At 46.9% G+C, this 19,800-nt stretch carries 28 protein-coding genes; all 28 read right to left on the reverse strand.

The genetic code is table 11. The features are described 5' to 3' along the window. Positions 1-16 precede the first annotated feature (16 nt). Positions 17-742 carry a phage minor tail protein L gene (locus SPUTW3181_RS12875; RefSeq protein WP_011789747.1) on the reverse strand — a complete coding sequence of 242 codons (726 nt, stop codon included), beginning with the start codon at positions 740-742 and terminating at the stop codon, positions 17-19. Then, a complete protein-coding gene (locus tag SPUTW3181_RS12880; protein WP_041408202.1) occupies positions 735-1,016 on the reverse strand; it encodes a hypothetical protein in 282 nt (93 codons plus the stop codon). The genes SPUTW3181_RS12875 and SPUTW3181_RS12880 overlap by 8 nt, the downstream gene beginning before the upstream one ends. After that, positions 1,009-2,283 carry an RNA-directed DNA polymerase gene (locus tag SPUTW3181_RS12885; RefSeq protein ID WP_011789749.1) on the reverse strand — a complete coding sequence of 425 codons (1,275 nt, stop codon included), beginning with the start codon at positions 2,281-2,283 and terminating at the stop codon, positions 1,009-1,011. Before SPUTW3181_RS12885 ends, SPUTW3181_RS12880 begins: the two co-directional genes overlap by 8 nt. Then, positions 2,280-2,633, reverse strand: a complete 354-nt coding sequence (gene avd, locus SPUTW3181_RS12890; protein ID WP_011789750.1) for a diversity-generating retroelement protein Avd — start codon at positions 2,631-2,633, stop codon at positions 2,280-2,282. Before avd ends, SPUTW3181_RS12885 begins: the two co-directional genes overlap by 4 nt. A gap of 59 nt (positions 2,634-2,692) precedes the next feature. After that, positions 2,693-3,898, reverse strand: a complete 1,206-nt coding sequence (locus tag SPUTW3181_RS12895) for an SUMF1/EgtB/PvdO family nonheme iron enzyme (protein WP_011789751.1) — start codon at positions 3,896-3,898, stop codon at positions 2,693-2,695. A 39-nt stretch (positions 3,899-3,937) separates the two neighbouring features. Next, the gene (locus SPUTW3181_RS12900; RefSeq protein WP_011789752.1) at positions 3,938-4,273 is read right to left on the reverse strand and encodes a phage tail protein; all 336 of its coding nucleotides are present in this window, start codon (positions 4,271-4,273) and stop codon (positions 3,938-3,940) included. A gap of 3 nt (positions 4,274-4,276) precedes the next feature. Beyond that, the gene (locus SPUTW3181_RS12905) at positions 4,277-4,582 is read right to left on the reverse strand and encodes a hypothetical protein (RefSeq protein ID WP_011789753.1); all 306 of its coding nucleotides are present in this window, start codon (positions 4,580-4,582) and stop codon (positions 4,277-4,279) included. Position 4,583: 1 nt separating this feature from the next. After that, positions 4,584-8,000 carry a phage tail tape measure protein gene (locus SPUTW3181_RS12910; protein ID WP_011789754.1) on the reverse strand — a complete coding sequence of 1,139 codons (3,417 nt, stop codon included), beginning with the start codon at positions 7,998-8,000 and terminating at the stop codon, positions 4,584-4,586. Positions 8,001-8,080: 80 nt separating this feature from the next. Further along, entirely contained in the window at positions 8,081-8,224 is a 144-nt protein-coding gene (locus SPUTW3181_RS12915) for a hypothetical protein (protein ID WP_011789755.1), read from the reverse strand. Between the two features lie 38 nt (positions 8,225-8,262). Continuing rightward, positions 8,263-8,757: a phage tail assembly chaperone family protein, TAC gene (locus SPUTW3181_RS12920; protein WP_011789756.1), complete on the reverse strand. Its 495-nt coding sequence runs from the start codon at positions 8,755-8,757 to the stop codon at positions 8,263-8,265. An 89-nt stretch (positions 8,758-8,846) separates the two neighbouring features. After that, positions 8,847-9,320, reverse strand: a complete 474-nt coding sequence (locus tag SPUTW3181_RS12925; RefSeq protein WP_011789757.1) for a phage tail tube protein — start codon at positions 9,318-9,320, stop codon at positions 8,847-8,849. Between the two features lie 90 nt (positions 9,321-9,410). Then, on the reverse strand, positions 9,411-9,779 hold the full coding sequence (locus tag SPUTW3181_RS12930; protein ID WP_011789758.1) for a DUF3168 domain-containing protein: 369 nt from the start codon (positions 9,777-9,779) through the stop codon (positions 9,411-9,413). Next, a complete protein-coding gene (locus tag SPUTW3181_RS12935; protein WP_011789759.1) occupies positions 9,776-10,240 on the reverse strand; it encodes an HK97-gp10 family putative phage morphogenesis protein in 465 nt (154 codons plus the stop codon). Before SPUTW3181_RS12935 ends, SPUTW3181_RS12930 begins: the two co-directional genes overlap by 4 nt. Position 10,241: 1 nt before the next feature. Continuing rightward, positions 10,242-10,604: a head-tail adaptor protein gene (locus SPUTW3181_RS12940; RefSeq protein WP_011789760.1), complete on the reverse strand. Its 363-nt coding sequence runs from the start codon at positions 10,602-10,604 to the stop codon at positions 10,242-10,244. After that, complete coding sequence (locus SPUTW3181_RS12945) at positions 10,604-10,900, reverse strand: head-tail connector protein (RefSeq protein WP_011789761.1); 297 nt, start codon at positions 10,898-10,900, stop codon at positions 10,604-10,606. Before SPUTW3181_RS12945 ends, SPUTW3181_RS12940 begins: the two co-directional genes overlap by 1 nt. Before the next feature lie 21 nt (positions 10,901-10,921). Then, positions 10,922-11,221, reverse strand: a complete 300-nt coding sequence (locus tag SPUTW3181_RS12950) for a hypothetical protein (RefSeq protein ID WP_011789762.1) — start codon at positions 11,219-11,221, stop codon at positions 10,922-10,924. A 96-nt stretch (positions 11,222-11,317) separates the two neighbouring features. Further along, positions 11,318-12,508: a phage major capsid protein gene (locus tag SPUTW3181_RS12955; RefSeq protein ID WP_011789763.1), complete on the reverse strand. Its 1,191-nt coding sequence runs from the start codon at positions 12,506-12,508 to the stop codon at positions 11,318-11,320. Positions 12,509-12,520: 12 nt separating this feature from the next. Continuing rightward, positions 12,521-13,375 carry a head maturation protease, ClpP-related gene (locus SPUTW3181_RS12960; RefSeq protein WP_011789764.1) on the reverse strand — a complete coding sequence of 285 codons (855 nt, stop codon included), beginning with the start codon at positions 13,373-13,375 and terminating at the stop codon, positions 12,521-12,523. A gap of 9 nt (positions 13,376-13,384) precedes the next feature. Next, positions 13,385-14,683 carry a phage portal protein gene (locus SPUTW3181_RS12965; RefSeq protein WP_011789765.1) on the reverse strand — a complete coding sequence of 433 codons (1,299 nt, stop codon included), beginning with the start codon at positions 14,681-14,683 and terminating at the stop codon, positions 13,385-13,387. Then, positions 14,680-14,841, reverse strand: coding sequence for a hypothetical protein (locus SPUTW3181_RS12970; RefSeq protein ID WP_011789766.1), 162 nt, complete (start codon positions 14,839-14,841; stop codon positions 14,680-14,682). The genes SPUTW3181_RS12965 and SPUTW3181_RS12970 overlap by 4 nt, the downstream gene beginning before the upstream one ends. Beyond that, on the reverse strand, positions 14,841-16,586 hold the full coding sequence (locus SPUTW3181_RS12975) for a terminase large subunit (protein WP_011789767.1): 1,746 nt from the start codon (positions 16,584-16,586) through the stop codon (positions 14,841-14,843). The genes SPUTW3181_RS12970 and SPUTW3181_RS12975 overlap by 1 nt, the downstream gene beginning before the upstream one ends. Next, complete coding sequence (locus SPUTW3181_RS22155) at positions 16,543-17,055, reverse strand: phage terminase small subunit P27 family (RefSeq protein ID WP_011789768.1); 513 nt, start codon at positions 17,053-17,055, stop codon at positions 16,543-16,545. The genes SPUTW3181_RS12975 and SPUTW3181_RS22155 overlap by 44 nt, the downstream gene beginning before the upstream one ends. Positions 17,056-17,065: 10 nt before the next feature. Further along, positions 17,066-17,395 carry an HNH endonuclease gene (locus tag SPUTW3181_RS12985; RefSeq protein WP_011789769.1) on the reverse strand — a complete coding sequence of 110 codons (330 nt, stop codon included), beginning with the start codon at positions 17,393-17,395 and terminating at the stop codon, positions 17,066-17,068. Continuing rightward, positions 17,392-17,781, reverse strand: coding sequence for a hypothetical protein (locus SPUTW3181_RS12990; protein ID WP_011789770.1), 390 nt, complete (start codon positions 17,779-17,781; stop codon positions 17,392-17,394). Before SPUTW3181_RS12990 ends, SPUTW3181_RS12985 begins: the two co-directional genes overlap by 4 nt. Next, entirely contained in the window at positions 17,774-18,043 is a 270-nt protein-coding gene (locus SPUTW3181_RS12995) for an HP1 family phage holin (protein ID WP_011789771.1), read from the reverse strand. The genes SPUTW3181_RS12990 and SPUTW3181_RS12995 overlap by 8 nt, the downstream gene beginning before the upstream one ends. 116 nt (positions 18,044-18,159) lie before the next feature. Next, a complete protein-coding gene (locus SPUTW3181_RS13000; RefSeq protein ID WP_011789772.1) occupies positions 18,160-18,684 on the reverse strand; it encodes a hypothetical protein in 525 nt (174 codons plus the stop codon). Positions 18,685-18,933: 249 nt separating this feature from the next. Further along, positions 18,934-19,446: a glycoside hydrolase family protein gene (locus SPUTW3181_RS13005; RefSeq protein ID WP_011789773.1), complete on the reverse strand. Its 513-nt coding sequence runs from the start codon at positions 19,444-19,446 to the stop codon at positions 18,934-18,936. A gap of 2 nt (positions 19,447-19,448) precedes the next feature. Further along, positions 19,449-19,640 carry a hypothetical protein gene (locus SPUTW3181_RS13010; RefSeq protein ID WP_041408205.1) on the reverse strand — a complete coding sequence of 64 codons (192 nt, stop codon included), beginning with the start codon at positions 19,638-19,640 and terminating at the stop codon, positions 19,449-19,451. Positions 19,641-19,800: the final 160 nt, after the last annotated feature.

Below are 19,800 nucleotides of genomic sequence, written 5' to 3' on the forward strand. Positions count from 1 at the left end.
CGGCGGGAAAATGCTTTTAACGTATTAGCCGCACGCTTGGGAAGCCGCCATGGGGTAATTCGGCATTTTCGCCAAAGCGCAAGGTACAGCCTTTGATGGTACCTGAGCACTGGTCGAGTGCGGGGTTATCGGTTGGTTGATCTTCATCGGTAAACATGGCCTCACCAGTGTAGCCGCAATCTGCGCCGCGATATTCGCCACGCTGGCACCAGTGACAATAGGCGGTCATTTGTCGGCCGATTTTATAGCCTGACAAATCTGCTGGATTGGATAGTTCAAAGGTAACGGCAACATTATCCTCGTTGACTTTTTTATCGACATACCAAATCTCTACCGCTTCTTGGGTTGGATCCGCTTCGCTATTGCCACTGGGGAAGTTGGCAGCATCAAGGTATTTTGCCAGCGTGCGGCGAATAGTGACCTTGGCTTGTTCCATGTTCTGAAAGTACAAACACAGGGCGCTAATACTGCCATCGAGATTAGCCACAGTTAGCGTTGGTGTGCTGGGTGAGCCATCTGAGTTAACCTCAACCCCTTCTAGCTGTGCTGGCCATGGGCTGTATTGCTCACCCTGCCAATGGATGATGCGCGCTGGTAACTCTGATTGATTAAGGTCCGCATCTGAGTACGGAATATTGTGTGCATGAAAGCGCAGTATATCGGCGCCAAAGGCGGTACCGTCGATTTCATAAAGAATAATTTCATTGCCCGGTTCGATGGTTTGAATATCAGCACTAAGCATCGGCTGATACCATAGGGAATCTTGCTTTTATTTCTAGCACTTTGGCTCGCCATTTTGCTTCTGTAGCGGGCGTCTTATCGTATTGCCACTCTAAAAATAACGGGTCTGACTCTTTTGTGTATGCAGCCTTTCTTTTTGCGATGGCACCTTCTCCTTCTTCGTATGCCTTTTGACTCATTACTGACTCGATCTGTTCAGCACTCATGCCGATTGCCAACATGTATTCATTTGATGTGTCAGTGTAAGTTTTGCCCTCAAAAATATAATTAAACATGTTCACCTCTTTTGAATGGTTGGCTTAATAGCGAGACTCTCAGCGAGAATGTATCAGCGTGGCTGGCGTGGCCGATCCATGACTGTATCGTTTGGTTTATGTCTTTAATATCAATCTCTCCAGCACTGTATTTTTTGCGAAATATTTTTAACTTTGCTTTAATGCGCTTCACGCTGCTTTTACGCAGTAACTTTTTATTTGCATATATGCGATAGCCAAGAAAATCAAGGCTTCTTCCGGCAGATGCTGCAACGGGGAATACTTGTGTTTTGCTGTTTGTTTTCAGCCTTAGCTGACAATTAATGAATCGCTCTATCATCACCCTCCACTGATGCAGCTGCTGCTTGTCGTGATGAATGATCACAAAATCATCCATGTATCTGACGTAATTTTTGGCTTTTAGCGTATGCTTAGCAAATCTGTCCAGCTCGTTTAGATACAGGTTTGCAAAAACTTGGCTGGTGAGATTGCCAAGAGGGATCCCAACGCCATGCGCGTCAGAAGGGCTGCTGTCTATGATGTAAAACAGTAGGCACTTGGTTCGCTCGCACTGTATTTTAGCGCTGACAAGCGACTTAAGTATGTGGTGATCTATGCTAGAGAAATAGCGGCTAATGTCAGCTTTTAGCGCGTAAGCCTTGCTGTGCGTTTTCTCTACGCGCCTAATAAATAGCTGAGCTCTATCAGCGCCACGGTGTGTTCCTTTGCCTCGACGGCAAGCGTAAGAGTCGTATATATATTGCCGGTCAAGAATCGGCTCGATGACATTATAAATTGCGCGGTGCACCACCCTGTCTCGAAAGCTTGGTGCGGATATCAACCTTCGCTTTGGCTCGAAGACATAAAAATGGTGGTATGGAGATGATAGATACATACCCCATATCAACTCGTTTTGGATCTGGATGATGTTTTCTTCTAGATTGTTAAAAAAGACTAATGTGCTGTTGGATTTCGTTTTCCCTTTGCGACACTGATAAGCCGCATTTAGTAAATTTTCAAACTGATATATTTGCTCAAATAAACAGCCCGCTGGCGCACCGGCGGGCGTGGCTAAATCTATTTCGGCAATGGCCGGGGCTAGTGCATCCTTTTCATTTTTGCGCTGGCAGCACCCAGTAAGATGCTTGCTTCTGGCGTAATCAAGAGCTGGACGGAAACCGATGTTGTTGTTCGAGTTCGAACGCGAGTTATTGAGGTTGAGCGCGCCAAGGCCGGCGTTGACGCCGTTGTTCCAGTTGCCGCCACGGATCGGTTCCAGTGTATTCATAATGCATTAGCCTGTTTATTGTTAATTGATTTAATCCATCCTCCCGTCATTTTGCCAATTTCAACAATCTGCACTATCCATCGCTGATACCGGCTGATGTCGATATAACGCAGATCCTTGGCCAGCCTTATCATCCGCTTTAGCACCGCTAGTTCTACGTCCAAGTCGGTTAAGGTGGTCTTTTTGTGGTAGCGCTTCATTGCAGTGATGATTAGGCGCTGCATATTCAGCATTGACAGCCGAATTTCAGCGCCAAGAACATGTGTTTCATGTTTTGGGAACTGTTTAATGGCTTGATAGCCAAACACTATCATCTCTCTGCATTTTTCTTCGATTATCAATGCTGGCATGTGCGCTACTCTTTAATTAACCGCTGCGCTATCGCGCAGCTAACAAAACACAGTCTACTTTACGCAAAATAAGCTGGACGGAAACCGACGTAGATGCTCGAGCTCGAACGCGAGTAATTGAGGTTGAGCGCGCCAAGGCCGGCGCTGACGCCGCTGCTCCAGTCGCCGCCACGGATCGGTAATCGCTGGCCGAAGTTGCGCACGTACACTCGGCCCTGCAAATTATTTGCAGTAGCTGTTTCAATAAGCAGCCGCCGCATTAGCTCGCTTGGTGTGTAGGCCGCCTCCTTTGTTAGCAATTTAAATTCCACGCTAGCCGAATTGCCAGCGTTAGCACTGTCTCCTATTGCCCCAAGGCGGTTGATCACTTGGCTATTTAGTCGCGGGGCTCCACCTGCGGCTGATGTTGAATCGTAAAATGCTGGATGTGAAACCCAGTCAACCTCGGCAACAGATGGGTTATTGTCGATCGTTGTTTTTATCTGTCCTTCTGACAGCATCGTTTGATCTTGCCATTCCCAAACATTTCCAACTAAATCCATTATCCCGTGCACAGTATGATCGTGCGACCAAGTTGCAGGCCCTTTCCCTGTATCAGTTCTTCCTGTGCCACTGGCGTCACCTGGCACACCATTATCTGCACGACGGGCCGTTTCAAATAATTTATCGTGAGCGCGACCAAAGTTTGTATTGCCGCGGGGCACAGTACCGTTAGCAAGAGACCATAGCGCAATTGCCGCCCACTCATGCATTGACATTAAATGCCAATTTGCGCCCTTACCAGTGCACCGTGATTTTGCCTGATCATAAGTAACCGATGTTAATGGCTGAACACCACCAACAACTGAGCACGTTGTACCGCCGGCGCTGGCGAGATATTTTGCGATCAATATTTCTCCGCGTGGGGCTCCGTTTGTCAAAAAGGCGGTTGGGGTTCCCGTTCCAAGTTGTAGGTCAGTTAGGCCAAGCGATTCGTAGGTGAATCTCGGCACCACAACCATCACATTTGGATTGCCTTGGGAATCATAAATGACAGTGTTTCGTCCGCCGCTTAACGCCTCAACCTCCTGTCGACGTGGATCTTTAATCAGAATCTGCAGTCCTGCTTTGTCAATGACATGATTATCATTTGACGTGCCGACTTCGCGGGAAGCGGAATGAGTCGGCGCGCTGAAATTAGCATTAAATTTTTCGGCTAAGTTACGCGCTGTATCGCCGCCAGCTCCCGACGGAGATGTGCCTAGATTGACTGTTGCTATAGCCATATTAACTCCATAAATAGATTGGTTCAGCGCCAGGGCGCATCAAGGATGAAATGCTTGTTCGAAAGTGGCGGCGATGCGATACATGCCGCCGCCTAATGGGGTGTTGGTGACCTGTTTAACTTGCCATAGCGATTGACTACCAAGGGGTGGCGTCCAGATAAATGACTTAGCGCCTTGGTGTTCATCAAGAAAGGCGACTATCGCCTCCGCCGTGGCTTTGTTTTTGGTGAACGTTAGCGGCCAGCTTTGCACCTTGCTGTTAATGCCATCGCCTACTGATTGGCTGTAGCCATCACCAAACTGGGCAGAGCGAGTGCGATATTGGGTGTCGCCTGTGGCGCCATTATCTGGTGCCCATGTGAATGTTTGAGGCATTATTTATAAGCCTTTCATTTTTTGAATTTTCTGCCAAATAAACCCATTTGGCTGCAAAGATTCAATCATCATGGCTTCCATATCAGCGGTCACTTGCTGCGTTTTGGCGTTTAGCTGCTTGGCAATATCCATGCGGTAATCACCATCGGCAGAAACAGTGACTAAAATTCCCGCTAAAACCTCAGAAAACGCTCTCACTCTCTCCCGAATTTCTATTGCAGTTGTATTATGGGTGACATCATTAAAGAAAAACTGAATAGCGGAATCACTTAGCAAGGTAATTAATACCTCTTTGTTATATTGATACACCTTAATACCCTCCCTTCATTGCTCGCCAAATCATTCCACCCGGTCTAAGTTCTAGCGCGATTTGTGTTTTAGTACCTTGCTTAGATGACTCCGCGTAAGCCTTAATAACCTCGTTCATATTTGTATTGTTAGCCCCGTTATTGTTATTACTTTCTGGCACAATAATTTGCTGATTGATGATGACGTTAGGACTTGTTCCAGCCATTGCGGCAGCAGGAACGCCGTTATAGGCTGCGCCGCCAACTACACCACCGTCCGCATAGCCTTTGTGGCCTTTACGCATGGCTTCAACCGTGGCCACACCACCCGCACGGGCGATATCTTGTTGTGACCAAACCACCTCACCTTTATGCACGATGCCAGCAGGCTCATACTTGCCACCCGCGCCAGTGTATCCGCCTGATGATTTGCCGTTTTTAATCCATTTTTGATAAGCGTCTCCGGTGTAATCGGATGCACTACTACCTCCAACAACCCCACCATCTGCAAACCCAAACATGCTGCCAATAAATCCAGCAATGGCTTTTTGCATGGCGATTTTGGCAAGATCAGCCAAGATAGACTTGGTTAGCTCCGCAAAGTCGGCCTTACCTGAGGTGACAAAGTCGGTAAGCGCGTCGGTCATACCACCAAAAGCGTTATCCATTAACCGCTCTGTCTGCCCTGCCATATCGGCGGCAGCATCAATGTAATTCTCCATTGATGAACGGGCACCATTTGTCCAATCGGCTTGTTTGGCGTCGAGGGCGATGTAATACGCATTTTTTTCATCAAGCAGTTTTGCTTGATGATCTTTTAGCATCAACAACTGCTGTTGATATTCTTCGTCAGTCGTTCTGCCAGCTAGGTTATCGGATAATGCTTTTCCCTTGGCGCTTTCTATTTCGCGCTCAATGCTTTGGCGATCACCTAGGCGTTGTTGTGCTTTATCGCCTAAGCCAAAGCTGGCGAGTTTGTCGGCATTGCGTTGTTGTTCTGCGGCCAAGTTGGCGGCAAGGTTGGCACTGTAGCTTTGCAGCCGCAAAGATTCATTGCGCTTTTTAAGTTCTTCATCGAGAGCGACGTTTTTTTCAAGCTGGGCACGGATAACAGATTGCTCAGCTAACAGGCTTTTTTGTTGGGCCGTGAGTACATCTTTATTTTTGATGTCAGCGATTTGCTGCTCAAACTGGATTAACTCTTTTTGCGACTGAGTAAGCTTGATATTTGACTCTAGCTGACCTTGCAAGCCTGCTTGGGTTTCGCGCAAACGCATGAGATACGTAGTGGCGGCATCGTCAGCAAAGGCTTTGGTCTTTTTAGCAGTGTCTTTGAACTTTTTCTCTATCGATGCCAGATCACGTTTAATAGTATCTGGATCCAGCAAGGCGCTATTGGGATTGTCCTTGCGTATTTTTTCAATATTGTCTTTGTATTCCTTTATCGCCTTGGTGCGCTTTTGCTCATTGGTAAGGGTTTCTTCCGTTAATTTGGCGTTTTCTCGCTGGGCGGCAATTGAGTCTTTACTTATCTTGGCGCGTTCAGCCTCTTGCTTTGCTCTTTTAGATTCAAGATCAATTTGATCTCGGATTTGTTTATTTTCTTCCATCAAAGCTTTCATCGCTCTTTCGCGATAAACAGCAACACCATTACTCCCTTTTCCTTGAGCTGCAAGCTCAAATATTTTTTTGGCATTTTCAGCCAACTTATCATTCAGTGTGTCAGGACGACCAATGCCGACAGTGGCGTCCCATGCTTCTGCGGATATATCTTTTACCGCCTTCCATGCTTGCTCAATATAACCAAGATTTTCAGTGATATCGCTTGTGCGGTCATCAATAGCATCGCTATATGCTTTGAATACTAAATCTGCTGCTTCGTTTGATTTGCCAGCCTCTTTAAGTGCGGCGGCTTGCTCATAAACAGATGCAGTGAGGAAGTTATATTTTTTGTTGAGTTCTTCGGCGGCTTTAACCGGGTCATCGGCGAGTTTGACAAATTCCGCAATGGTTTCACTCATTGCTTTGCCAGTGACTTTTTCCATTTTTATGGCCGCAAGGCCAACGAGCTCGATTTGGTCGCCAAAGAATTTGCCTGTATTCGCAACCTCAGCTAATGCAGCAGCGGCTTGGCGCTGAGTGCCGCTAATGGCATCGATGCGCTTGGCGGCATCCATTAATTCATCTGAAGTAGTGCCTGCAGAATTGCCCGTCAGTATTAATGCATTACGCAGCCTATCTGCCTCAACACTGCCTTGGTAATACGCCAGCGACATTACGCCAGCCGCAGAGGCTGCAATGGTGAACGGGTTAATTAATCCCAGTATGTAGCCGCCCATGGCTTTAGCCGCTGGGCCAACACCGCCAAACATATCCTTTAACTGTCCGCCTTGTTGCAATAAAACAGTTAATGGGTTTTGACCACCTTGGAGCGATACGGCGATATCGGTGAACTGGGCTGGCACACCACGCAATGCAAAAGCCAATTGCTTGGCTGATAAACCATTTTTATCAAACTCAACGCTGGTCTTGCCAACTTCACTGCGCATTTGTGCTAAACGTTTAGAGTAAAGACCATATTCAGATGAATTTATTAAGCCTTTGGCTGAGCTCGACCTTAATAACTCTTGCGCTTTATCAAGCTCGCGAATTTCAAAGATGACAGGATCAAGTCTTTGCTGCAGCCGTTGCAGTTCGGACTGCTGTTGCTTGGTTGCCGCCTCAGCCTTCATTTGCGCTTCTGTTGTGCCATCAATGGCCGAGCGCATTTGGTTAAGCTTTACTATTGCGCTATCGTATTGTCCCTTATCTATATGACCTGCAGCGAAGGCCGCTGATAGTTTAGTATTTTGCGATTCTAACTCTGCCAGTTTTGCTGTTACTGGGTCTAGCTGACGTAACAGTCCTTGCAGTTCAACTTGTTCTTTTTGCTGAGCAGATTGCAGCCGACCAGAGGCGGTATAAACTCGGTCATACTCTTCACGCATTGTCGCTAGCTGAGAATTATATTTTGTGAAATCTTCGCCACTGATAACACCCACTTTTACGCCTTCAGATAACCGCGCTTGCATGTTGTCTAATTCGGCATATTTAGCGATTGCAGGGTCTAGCTGGCTTACGACTCGGTTGATTTGCTTGTATTGGTCAGCGAAAGCCGAGTTTGCTTCATACGTGGCATTTTTAGTTTGTTCTAAGCGTTCCGATAAGATTTCGAACTCACGACCATTAAATATTCCCTTGTCATTTAACTCTGCAAGACGGCGCTGCTGAACTTCTAGGCTAGATAGCTGTGATATCAGCGGATCAATCTGTTTCACCATTCTGGCTGTCGCATTTTCAGCCTTTAATGATGCACGCTCAGCTTTACTCATGCCTTCAACAAAGCTGCCCGTTTCGGCAAACATGTTTAGCGTTAGTGTGCCGAGTGACTTATTTGCCATGGGGATTCCTGCTTGGTTTAAGGACTTTGGTTTTACTGCATTAGGCTGGCCGTCCTTGGCCTTATTGCTACTAATTTGAATTACTTTTTGATGGCACTGGCTTTTAGCATCATAAGCACGTCATCAACGGTGGCTTCTTGCTGCGGCGCTTCATCCAACTGGCTGAACAACATGAAGTATTCAAGATCGGCTTTGCCGCCGTGAATGATATTGAGGTGGTGCATTTGCGCTGCGGCAATGCGTTCTTGCCGTGCTTGAAGGCTTAAAGGGCCGAACTTTGCTCGGTAGGCGATCCAGTTGATGACTTCTCGGTGCGTGAGGTTTTGCTGGGCTTCTTCAATGGTTCGTCCGCCAACGCCTGCGAGGACGAGTTCGTGCCAGAATTCGTCGTCGGCGGTAAGGCTTTTGGGTCAGGTTTTAGTCCGATGCCATTGACTTCGTTAATAGCGCCGATTAACGCCATACCGAGTGAGTCGCAGATTGGACCATGGGCGTCATTGCCTAGAATGTCGTCAATCTCAAATAAGGGCTTACCGTGTTCATCGACGATACTTGAAACAATGCGAGACGTAAGCGAATCAATTCCGTTGTGGTAATTGTTTGCTTCAATATTTGCAGTGGCAAATGACTTTTTACGGATGAATACCGATGCTTTGCAGGTTTCACCATTTAGGTTGATCCACGAAATTTCGTGGAGTTCAGGCTTTGCGGGAGAATAGGAACCCGACTGAATAAGGCTAGCAACACTTAATTCCATGATTGTTCCTTGAGGATTAAGTTAAGACGGTTAAGCAAAAGCCCACTAATTAAGTGGGCTTCATTTAGGTTAATCAGGCGTGCCTATGATTAAGGCGTTACGGCGGCAGGCACTAGAATCGGATCGCCTGATACCTGAATTCCGATAGTGGACTTAACCACATCGTTTTGTGCAAACGTAAATGGATAGGCCGTCATGAAACCTTCGAAGGTGATCCAAGTACGGGTTGTGGGTAAGGTGAAGTCTTTAGTTGTGACGGTTGGCGCAGTGCCCACTGCATCACTAAAACCAATAGCCCATTTAATGGTGGTGCCAGCGGTTTTGATTTGGTGCAGGCGCAGGTGGCTTGGAATTCGTGGGTCGATGTTGATACCAAACGTTGCCGCACCAGGCGATTTTAAGCCTGCTACAAACTCACGGGCCATGGCTTCTAATGGGGTGGTTTCGATGGGATCGACTGGGCTGTCGATACCATCAATGGAGGTCACAGCGATGACACCTAAAATGGAATCATCTGCCGGATCGATTGCATAGAGCTGGGTGCCCTGCGTTTTCATACTCATGTTGTTGCTCCTAACAATAGCCTTGCGGCAGATACAAAAAAGCCCCTGCAGGTGCAGAGGCTTTTGGTTTTATGAAATGGTTTTAGTGGGCTAGCGTGTGACTATCCAATCGATGTCAAAGCTGTGACGATAATTGCCTGTTTCTTTGTCGCGACTATCACCGTTGTAATTGGTGGTATGCGCCTCTAATTCAGTGGCGAAGCGAATTGCATCACCCACAGCATTAGCCGAATTGCCAGAGTCGGCATATACATCAACTTGCAGCGCAAAGGTGTCGGTATCGGGTCGGCCTGAGATATAGTTTTCAGGGCTACCGCCGATCACCTGCCAAACCGCATAGGGCTTGGCTACGTTTTGCGGTGCTTGGCCAAATGGATAAAGCCTTGTGGGATTGGTACCAAGTAAATCAGTCACTGCCGTGCTTGCTTGGCACACGACAAAAATGGGCGCCATACTCATGAAAGTGCCTTATCGAGTTCTTTATCAAATTCAACTGTAAAACGGCCGATCACTTGATTGATGTTATTGGCCAGTGCCGGACGCATAAATGGCTGTGCTTGGGCGTGTTCGGTACCGAACTCGACTAAATGCCAGTGTGGGGTATTGCCGCGCGCACCTTCGTCGGCGTTAGGTGTAGGAATACGGCCACGATTGGTGGCGATGCCCACTCGATACATGATCACACCTTCGTTTTGAAATAGCCGGCTAGCAAACTGCAGTGTGACGTTGTCGCGAATGCGCCTACCTGTTTTGGGGTCGTCCACATTGAGCGAATTTTCTTGAGCCGCTTTTTTTACTATGCCAGCGGCTTTACGCAGCGCGGTACGTGTCCCCGTATCAAGCACGGTTTGGCTAACCCTGTTCATTTTGGCTTTAACTTCTTTTAAGCCAATGAGACTGAAATCGAATTTTGCGGCCATCTTAAAGCCCCTGATTAACGCCATCTTTGCAGCGTAATCGCCACTCTTGACGCCCTGTTAGATCGGTTTCTGCCGATTGGATATCGTAAGTTCTTCCATCCCATAAAATGCGGCATTGGTATAACAGGCTTAAATCAATGGGGAACCAACGAAAATTAATTCTTGCGCTGGTTTCAGCTTGCTTGGCATCTGCGGCATAAAACTCGCGACCAGCCCCTGTTAATACTTCTGCAGCGAGCTTATCGAGAGGTTTTACCCCTAACATGAGGGTTTGCCATTCGATGAGATCACCACCTGATTGGGGATCCTGAGTTATTATCGGTTGTTGAATATGCACCCGATGACGTAAACGATGAGCTAGCATTAGATGCCCCAACCTATTCGATATGGCGTTAATTTTATTTCTGCTGCTTTGCGCAGTTTTGCCGCATCTTCTGGTGTTGCTTGATAGTTTGCTTGCAGTAAAATCATTACGCCCATAGTGATACTTGCTGGCAGCTCTGCAGTCGTTTCATCAAGCAGAATAGTAAGGGATTCCCTTCCCATAAATTGACAGGCTTCATCCTCGGCGGCATTGAGCAATAATTGCAGTTTGGCATCATCCTCATCGTGGATAATGTCAAGAAATTGCTTGGCTTGCTCTAGGGAAATGGTGCTCACTGAGGACTCCTGAATAACTGATTAAGCTTTAGCTTTTTTTGCAGCAGCGGCAGCGGCCTTAGCATCTGCTTCTTCTTTTGCCTTGGCTTCAGCTTCTGCAGCGGCCTTAGCATCTGCTTCTTCTTTTGCCTTGGCTTCAGCTTCTGCAACGGCCTTAGCATCTACTTCTTCTGTTTTTTCTTCCGGTGCGCGCTCAACTAATTTGTTGTGCTTTAGCTCATTAAAATGATGTTCATCCACTTTAAATGGTTCTGATGCGCGCGTTTTTACTTCATTTCCTAAATAAAAGGATTTAAGTGCAATGGCGAGAATTTTAGCCATGGTATTGCTCCTATAAATTGGTCTTGATAAAAACGACAAAGGCCGAAGATATTCGGCCTTTGTGCTTTTAGTTATCAGTTAAGTGATTTTGCGCTGTTAGGCGAAGGTGAAATCGCCAGTCACAAATGCTTCAGGGCGATAAACTGCTAATGCTAAACGTTCTTCAGCACGGATAGTCACCATGTTGTTTTCAAAGTCTTTGTCGTTCTCGGTAGAGATTAGGACTTCAATATCCATACGGTCATAAATCTGTGCACCCATTTTGAATGCACCGACTAAGAACTCGTTTTGCACAATTGATTGGGTTTCAACTACAGGACGATTCCACAATGTTGGGGCAGTTTGGCCTTGTGGTTTACCGATTAAGTAATTTTTGTTGCTGTCTTTAAGCATCTCGATCACAGCCCAATCGATTGGGTTAAGTACGATACCGTCGGCAGCGTATTCAGCTAAAGCTGCTTGCAGTAAAGCTAATCGAATACGATCAATATGCTGCTCATCAACAACAGCGGCACCTGTTGGCTTAACGTAAGCACTAGCTTGCGGGATAATACCGTGCAGGTTAGCGCCAGTATTATTGCCATAAAGAAGCTGTAATTCTTCTTTAATCATTAATCCATATTCAGCGCGTGCATTGATGAAGCTTTGCAATTGTTTTGCGTCATCTAAAATCTGGCGACTAGCTTTAAACAGATGGGCAATGGTACGCACGCCTGCTTGCACTAGTCCAAAGGTAATCTCTGAATAGGGTTTACCAGTGTTTTCCGCAACTGGTGCAGCGTTATTAGTAAAGCCAGTTTCCTTTACATATTCAACGCTGTTGCTTTCAGTTTCACCTGGGGCAATCAAATCACGAATAGTTAATCGGCGCTCTGGACCACCAATAATTCCCGCCATGCGATCAGGGCGAACTAATGCACCGCCTGAACCTGTGGCGGAAGTAATCGCTGAACGTGGCATTTGTACACGACGGGTGCCACGAAATGAGCTGTTTACCCCTTCCATTTCTTTATCGGTCGCAACACGCTCACCGATCGACAGTTCACGTTCTTCTTGCTGACTTTGCGGTCCCTTAAGCAGCTTTTGCTCAGCTTCTTGCAAGCGAGCTTGCAAGGCACCCTGTTCTAACAGCAGCTTATCGACCTTATCGCGGGTTTCGGCATGCATTTCACCAGAAGCCTTGATCTGCTTATTAGTTTCTTCTGCCGCCGATTTAATTTGATCACCAATCTTGGTTAGATTGGCACCTAATTCTTCTACTTGTTTTTCAAAATTTGGGTTTGGCATAATCGCCTCCAGTTATTTAGATAAAATGGTGTTTGATGCGTTGATTAACGCAGTTAGATCGGGGGCGACAGCGTTTTGCGTATCGGACACATCAGCATTTAGCGTGATGCCGCCAGCAGCGCTCGACGTGCTGGACTTTAAATCTTGAAGTAATTGACGGCGTTCGCTGCGTGGCACACCTGCTTTTGCCATGGCGGCATCCACTTTACGCAGTGAGTTAGCGTTGGTATTTTCAGTGGCTTCACCAATTTCATCGGCTGAGAGTGTGTCTGCAGCAAAGCCAAGCTCTACGGCTTTTTTTCCACGGATAAAGGTTTCTTCATCCATCATGGTGGCAATGACTTTTTCACTTTGGCCGCAACCTTCTACGTATAGGTCCACCATGGCCGCATCAAACTCTTCCATGTCGTCGGCGATGTTACGTAGGGCATGGCGGTTACCGATGGCAAATACCCAGCAGTTGTGGATCATCAGAAAGGCAGAGCTAGCAACAAATCGCGCATCATCCTCGCCTGCCATATAAATAACTGAGGCCGCAGAGGCTGCAAGGCCAAGTACTTTAGTAGTGACTTTTCCTTTGTGTTCGCGCAGACGGTTATAGATCGCTATACCTTCGAACATATCGCCGCCTGGTGAATTGATATAAACAGTGACGTCTTTTTCATTACCGATACTGCGTAAAGCTGCATCGATACGCTTTAGCGTAACGCCTTCGCCGTACCAATCTTCGCCAATGATGCCGTAAACAGTAATGGTTGATTCGGTGTTTTCTACCGCGGCTTTAATCGCTGGGTTCCACAGCTCTTGCGCGCGCGGAGAAATATCGCAGCGCACTCCGCTCTGCGAGAAGCTTTTTGGAAATGGCATGGTTTACCCCTAGTTATCTTGATTGAGCCAGTTTGTTAATACGGCTTGAACTTTTGCAGATTCTGATTGCGTACCGAGTTGATCGATTGGTGCAAGGTTAGTTTGAACGGTTAACACATCGGCATTACCACCACGGCGCGGTAAATTTTCTTTAACCCGGCAATCATCACGGGTGTAAATGCCGTTTTGAGTCATTTTGCTGTAGAACTCGGCGCGTGATGCGCTATCACCTCGCAACAACGCCTCAAGATTGTATTGTGCATACTGAGTTTGGCGCTGGGCAGGTGTGAGCAAATTAATGCTGATTGATTGCTCAATTCGACGGATCCAAGACGATAAAGTTAAGGTGACAAAGCCAATCATCTTTTGCTCTAGCCCTGTGCCCCAATTGCTGTCTTTACCGCCAAAGCCGATGAGTGACGGGTCCACTAAAAACCAGCGGCAAATCTCTTCTACGCTGTAGTTTCGTGACTCGAGTAACTGCGCATCAATTGGGTTAATGCCGATTAACTCAGGGGTAATGCCTTGCTCAAGCACAGGTGATTTACCTGCGTTCATTGCGCCTGTAATCGTTTTTACATATTCGCGAAACTCTTCACGCTGAGGTTTAGTCATTACGCGATCTACTTTAAAAGCGACTGTTTTTGTCATACCGTTTTTAAAGGTACTTGCGCTAACATCCTCGGCTGACATGGCACCACCAAACACATTGGCACCATAAGAGATTGTTGATAAACCGATTAAGCCATCCAGCGAGAATGCCGGAATGTGCATCATGTTTTGCTTTTTGATTTGACGGCGGGATCCGTTTCTTGGCTTGTACCAGTAGATCAAGCTACCGCTATCATCCAAGTCGATATCCATGCGATGCGGCATAAGAAAATCGAGCGCGATAATCTCACCGCCAGAGCGGTGGATCTCAATAAACGCATTGCCCTTAAGTAGCAATGATGCGAGCACTGCTTCCCAAAACTGCATGGCAGTCATATCTGCATTGGGCTTAATGCTCAATACAGTAGAAAGGCTGTTTTGAACTTGGATGCGTCCACCATCACTTTGGCGCTCGTACAAACCAAGCGGCAGCATGGCAACAGTTTCTGAAATACGACGTACACAAGCCCATACTGCTGCAAGCTGCATAGCGGTATTCACATTAACCGTTTTGCCACTTTTTGAGGTTGCCATTAGTTGCGACCAAAAATCACCGTCTGTTAGCCTTAAGGTTTTCCCCATAAAGCTGTCGAGTGACGCGAATGGCTGACTTGCTGCTTTAGCAATAACCAAAGCAAGTGAATTTGATTGTTTCACGCTGTCATTCCTTTACGTAAAAATGAAGCGCCTGCAAACGACAAGATCGAACCAGATAGCAGCGCCCAACCGAGTCCAAATAGGATATAAACGCCAGCTACAGCCATTAACGAACCTGTTAGTGCAAGGAAGATGAATAGAGCCAGTGGTGTATTCATTAGTAAATTGGGTCCTTAATTGCTGCTAGCCAATCTTCGGTATCATCGACGCCATCAGACTCTAAAGCCGTTCCCACGGCCATAGCGGCGGCGACTACGCCATCGATGCGGCCTGTGGATTTTTTCTTGGTAAAAATACGGTTGTCTTTGGCGTCGGCCTCAAGCACTGCGCTTGCGGCGTTCCACCTTAGGCATGGGTTGGTTTTGATTCTGATCTGATTGCTTGTGATCAACTTTTCAAACAGCTCAATTGAGCGCGGCATCCAGAGGTTTGACTCTGATGCTTTGTAGTAACCTTGCCCGTGTTTAACCAGCGGGATAAATACGTTTGCCTCGGCGAGTTCTGGCTCGAGATAGTGGATCCGGTATTGGTCGAAGCCGATGCTTTTTATCTCAAACAGCGCGGATAGCTCGGCGATTCGCTCAGCCACAAAGCTGTAGTCAACTGCGTGACCTGATGGCGCGTGAATAAAACCTTGCCTGAGCCATGCCGAGTACGGCACGTTATCGGTGCGCTCGCGATCCAGTAGCGTGTCTTTTGGTGTCCAAAACTCGACTAACAGCGTTTTGACTCGCGGGAAGTACAGCGCTAAGGAAGTTAAGTCGCGGGTACCGGATAAGTCGAGCCCGCCGTAACATTCTTCGCCGTAGAGCTCGCTGATATCAAAATCATCTTCGCAATCCATCCATGTGTCGGCAGATAACCAAGGCGAGGCAGAATCAACCCACTGGCAGAAGTTTAAGCGCCTGACAATGCTCTCTTTGGCTGGCATGCCCTTGGCTTGAGTGACTTGCTCACGCAGGTATTTATGCGTGAAGGTGTGCCCGAGTGAAGGGTTAGCTTTTTGCCAGCAACTTTCGTCATTAATTGGGTCGTCACCTTCATCGAGAGAACAGATAAAGGCGAAGAAGGAGTCATCTTCTTTGGTACCCGCACAAATGGCCTTGCCGTATTCGTGGTATGAGTAACAAACGCTAGTGCGGTCGTGGCCTGAGTTGGTGATCATGAAGATCAGCGCTTGCTTGCGGCCTTTGGTACCCGCACGCATCATCTCAACGACGTTGTTGTTTTTGTGTTCGTGTACTTCGTCAATCAGCGCCATGTGGGGACGTGGGCCTGACTGACCGTTGTCGGAGCTGATGGGTCTAAAAAATGAGTTTTTAGCCAGATAGGCAAGGTTCCAAACACTTTGCCCGGTACCCGATTTTTTTAATCTTGAACTTAGCTGCGGCGACTGGTTTACCATGGAAACCGCATCGCGGAATAAGATCATCGCCTGATCTTTTTTGGTGGCCGCAGCATAAATTTCGGCGCTGGCCTCACCATCGGCGACTAAACCGTAAAGCCCGATACCTGCAGCTAACGGGGATTTACCAGAGCCTTTGCCACTTTCTACATAGCACATGCGAAAACGGCGGGTACCGTCGGCATCCTTCCAGCCAAACAGCGAGCCGACGATAAACGCTTGCCAGTCGAGCAGATTAAATGGCTTGCCTTCGTAATCACCACCACTTAAACGCAATACTTTTGGGAAAAAGCTAATGGCGCGGTTGGCGGCGGCTAAATCCCAAATTAGACCTGTTGCGTGACAAGACTCTAAGTCTTTTAAGTGCCGCTTACAGGCGTTGCGAATATCTGGACCAGCAAGGAAATCCCCTGAGACGACCTCTTTTGCCCATCGAGTGACGCGATCTTCTATATCATCCGAAGAATTCGTCGACTTCGTCTTTTTTCGGGGCGCCATCAGTTACCTGTACTTTGCTACGGGCTGATGGGGTTAGCCCAAATTCTACGAGATAGGCTTTAAATCGCCTGTCGGCATCGGCCAGCATTTGCACTGCTGGGTTGGCTTTCATTAGCATTTGCTCGACTTGGGTGACTTCTCGGGTATCTTCGTCGATGTTTTCACCGATGATTTTGATACTTTGGTAAGTTCGGCCGTTTTGCTTTATTTCGTCCCTCAGGTCGAGAATTTCTGAGTAAACGTCGCATAACCGTTCAAGGGCCATGCCATCGGCAAGTGTGAGCACGCCCATGTCTTTAAGCAGTTTTGTTAGCTTTTTCCATGCTGCTTTTGCTCTTGGGCTGAGATAAGCCGGCATTCGCGGTATCCCCGCTTCTAGCTTTGGCTCTTTTTTATTGAGCGGTCTTTTGCCGGGATTGCCTGTAACGAGCTTGAGCGCGGTTGGCGTGGTTTTTCGTCCTACTGCCACGTTTACCTCACTATTTGTTCCAATGGTGATTTGGGTCTGTCGGCTTGCCGCTTTCGTCTGCGCCAAGCTTTACCCCTCTGCTCTCCATTATTTTTTTGGTGCTATCGTGGCAAGTCTTGCACAGCGGTTGCCAGTTGTTGGTATCCCAAAATAGGGTTGTGTCGCCTTTGTGTGGGATCTTGTGGTCCACTACCGTTGCGGCGGTGATAATGCCTTTTTGCTGGCAGAAGCAGCAGAGCGGATTGCGCTTTAAGAAGGTTTCACGGGCTTTTTGCCAGCGTCCACCGTAACCACGTTCGGCTGTTTTGCGTTTATCATCGCGCCAGCTGGGTTGGCTCATAATTCATCTGAGCCATCTAAATAGGCTGATGTTTTTTGTTCTTCGTCATCTACAGCCATCATCTGATCAACGATTTCCAGATTACTGTTTACCAGATGGCTTATCGCCGTTGTTTGCGCTGTAATGGCTGCGGTTTGGGCTGTCATAGCTAAGGTTAGCGCCTGAAGATGCTCAATTAAATCATCTTGCTTGCTTTGCTTAATAACTGGCGGCTTGGTTTTACCTTGAAATGTTGGGTATGCGGCATTTAAGGTGGATACATCAACCCAATCAGCAGGGACCAGTGGCACTAATGCTTTTGCACCATTGCCGCCATTACCAATATCAGATTCGACAGCGGGCACGGAAACGATGGCGCCATTGAAGATAACCACGACTTTATTCATGGAGGTCGTCCATATTGATTACGTTTAATTTGCCTTGTTTAATCGCGGCCATTCTCGCTTCGTGAAATTCTCTGTTTTGCTTTTTCTTTTCTCGCGAGAGGCGAAACTGAACTACGAATAAAGCGATTGTTGATGCAATACCAAGCAATAACGCAATATTGTTGAGTGACAAAAAGCCGCCTATTGCTGTTGAGATCGAAGCAATATAGCTTCCGGTTGTCGTAGCTTTATCCATAATTGGCGCCAATGGTTTGATATTCATTGTTAGCCTCCGATCACTCGGTAGACAGTTTCGATTTTTGCTCGTTAATCCAGTTTTCTAGTGCTAGAAAATCTCGGTCACACAATGAAATTACTTCGATTAACGAATTGGTGTATTCAGAAAGCTCTTGGTTTTTCTTGCTGAAATATGGCGGCACTAGGCACTTGCTGATCAGTTCCTTTGGCGGGAAAACATAATGAATCTTGGTGACGGTAACTGTTCGCACATCTGGCTGAACGCTCGAGCACCCTATTAAGATCTGCAGGGATATCAGCAGCGCCCCAAGACTTCGTTTTTTCATCACTGGCCCCGTTAAAAATCTGCTTCAATTCTTTATTACTTGCTGCAAATCCTTGTTTAATTGCATTTCGATCACGCTCTCGATCACTTAATGCTTTTGCTAAAAGGCTAAGGCTATTTAATAAATTTTCTTTATCTTTTTCAGCAACTTCTAGCGAATTTGAAACAGAGGTTAAATCATTTTGCAAGATTTTCTTTGACTGTTCAGATCTAGCTAAATCACTCTTTAGCAGTGCTATTTGCCCCTGATTTATCTTAAAAAACACACCAAAAGCCAAAACAGAAACAACCAGCAAACCGAAAACTAACGCAATGATTTTATTATTTAATGTACTGAACATTTTCAAGACCTTCCTGCGCCAGAAAAAAAGGTTTCATTTCGCGGTTTTGCATAAAGATGGCAGCGAACGGTCAGTTAGGCAAAAGCCCCAAGGTTTCGACCCGCCCCACCCCCGCTGACAACGCCTCAACCGATTCGTAGGCGTTGATTTCAGCGCTTTTACCGAATTATTTGACCGCTGGCATAATGAATTTAAGCCCTTCTGTAATCGCTTCTAATCGCTTTGTGTTGGATATTATTTAGAGTCAATCTACTGCAGTGCATCGAGGCAGCGTTTATGCCGCTCTTGCACTCGAACCCATACGCCATAGCAACGCTTGTTGCCAGGCGTTGAACAGTCATAGCCAGCGACAGTGCGATACTGCGGCAGCAGCAATGCATCACATGATTGTTGGTATTCACCTTGGATAAGATGACCACGCATCGGAGAGGCTAACCAACGGCCAATGCCGTATTGGTACGTCCAATCGATGTACAAATCGTAAGATGCTTGGTTAAGCTCAACGTTCGGCAGGCTTGCTCGAAAGCGTTGCTCATCCTTATCGATATGAGCTTTAGCGGTTTTAAGTGCGTTAATCGGGGTAGTTGTTTCGCCTAGCTTTACTGGCCGTCCATCTGCGTGATAAGTGGACCCAAACCCCAATGTAGGGCGATCACCTTTAACCGGAATCTCGGAAACTGGCGAGAATCCCTCAGATGAAACCAAGGTGATCAGTGCAGCAGCTGATAAGCTCAGTCCTGTGACTAATACCTTATTGCGCATGATTAACCCCGACTAACCTCTTTAATTACGATATAACGCGTATCCCAAATTGTTAGCTCTCGCAGTTGAACATTATGTAGCTCAAACTCATCAACTAACTTATCTGGCACAGAGTCAGTTCCCTTATCCCAAAGCTGAACCATAACCTTGTGGTCACTGGTATCTGCATTTTCAACTCGAATATGTTTAGTCATGATAAACCCCAAAACAAAAAACCCCGGCGATGGCCGAGGCTTGAATAAACTGAAAGGTCTAGATAGCAAAAAGCCACCTATCTGGTGGCTTTAGATGCTATAACCCGCATTGTTATAGCAGGATATTAAATCTATAAGGCTGGGTCAATAGATAATTCTC

Origin of the sequence: Shewanella sp. W3-18-1, assembly GCF_000015185.1 — a bacterium.
Lineage (GTDB): Bacteria > Pseudomonadota > Gammaproteobacteria > Enterobacterales > Shewanellaceae > Shewanella > Shewanella putrefaciens.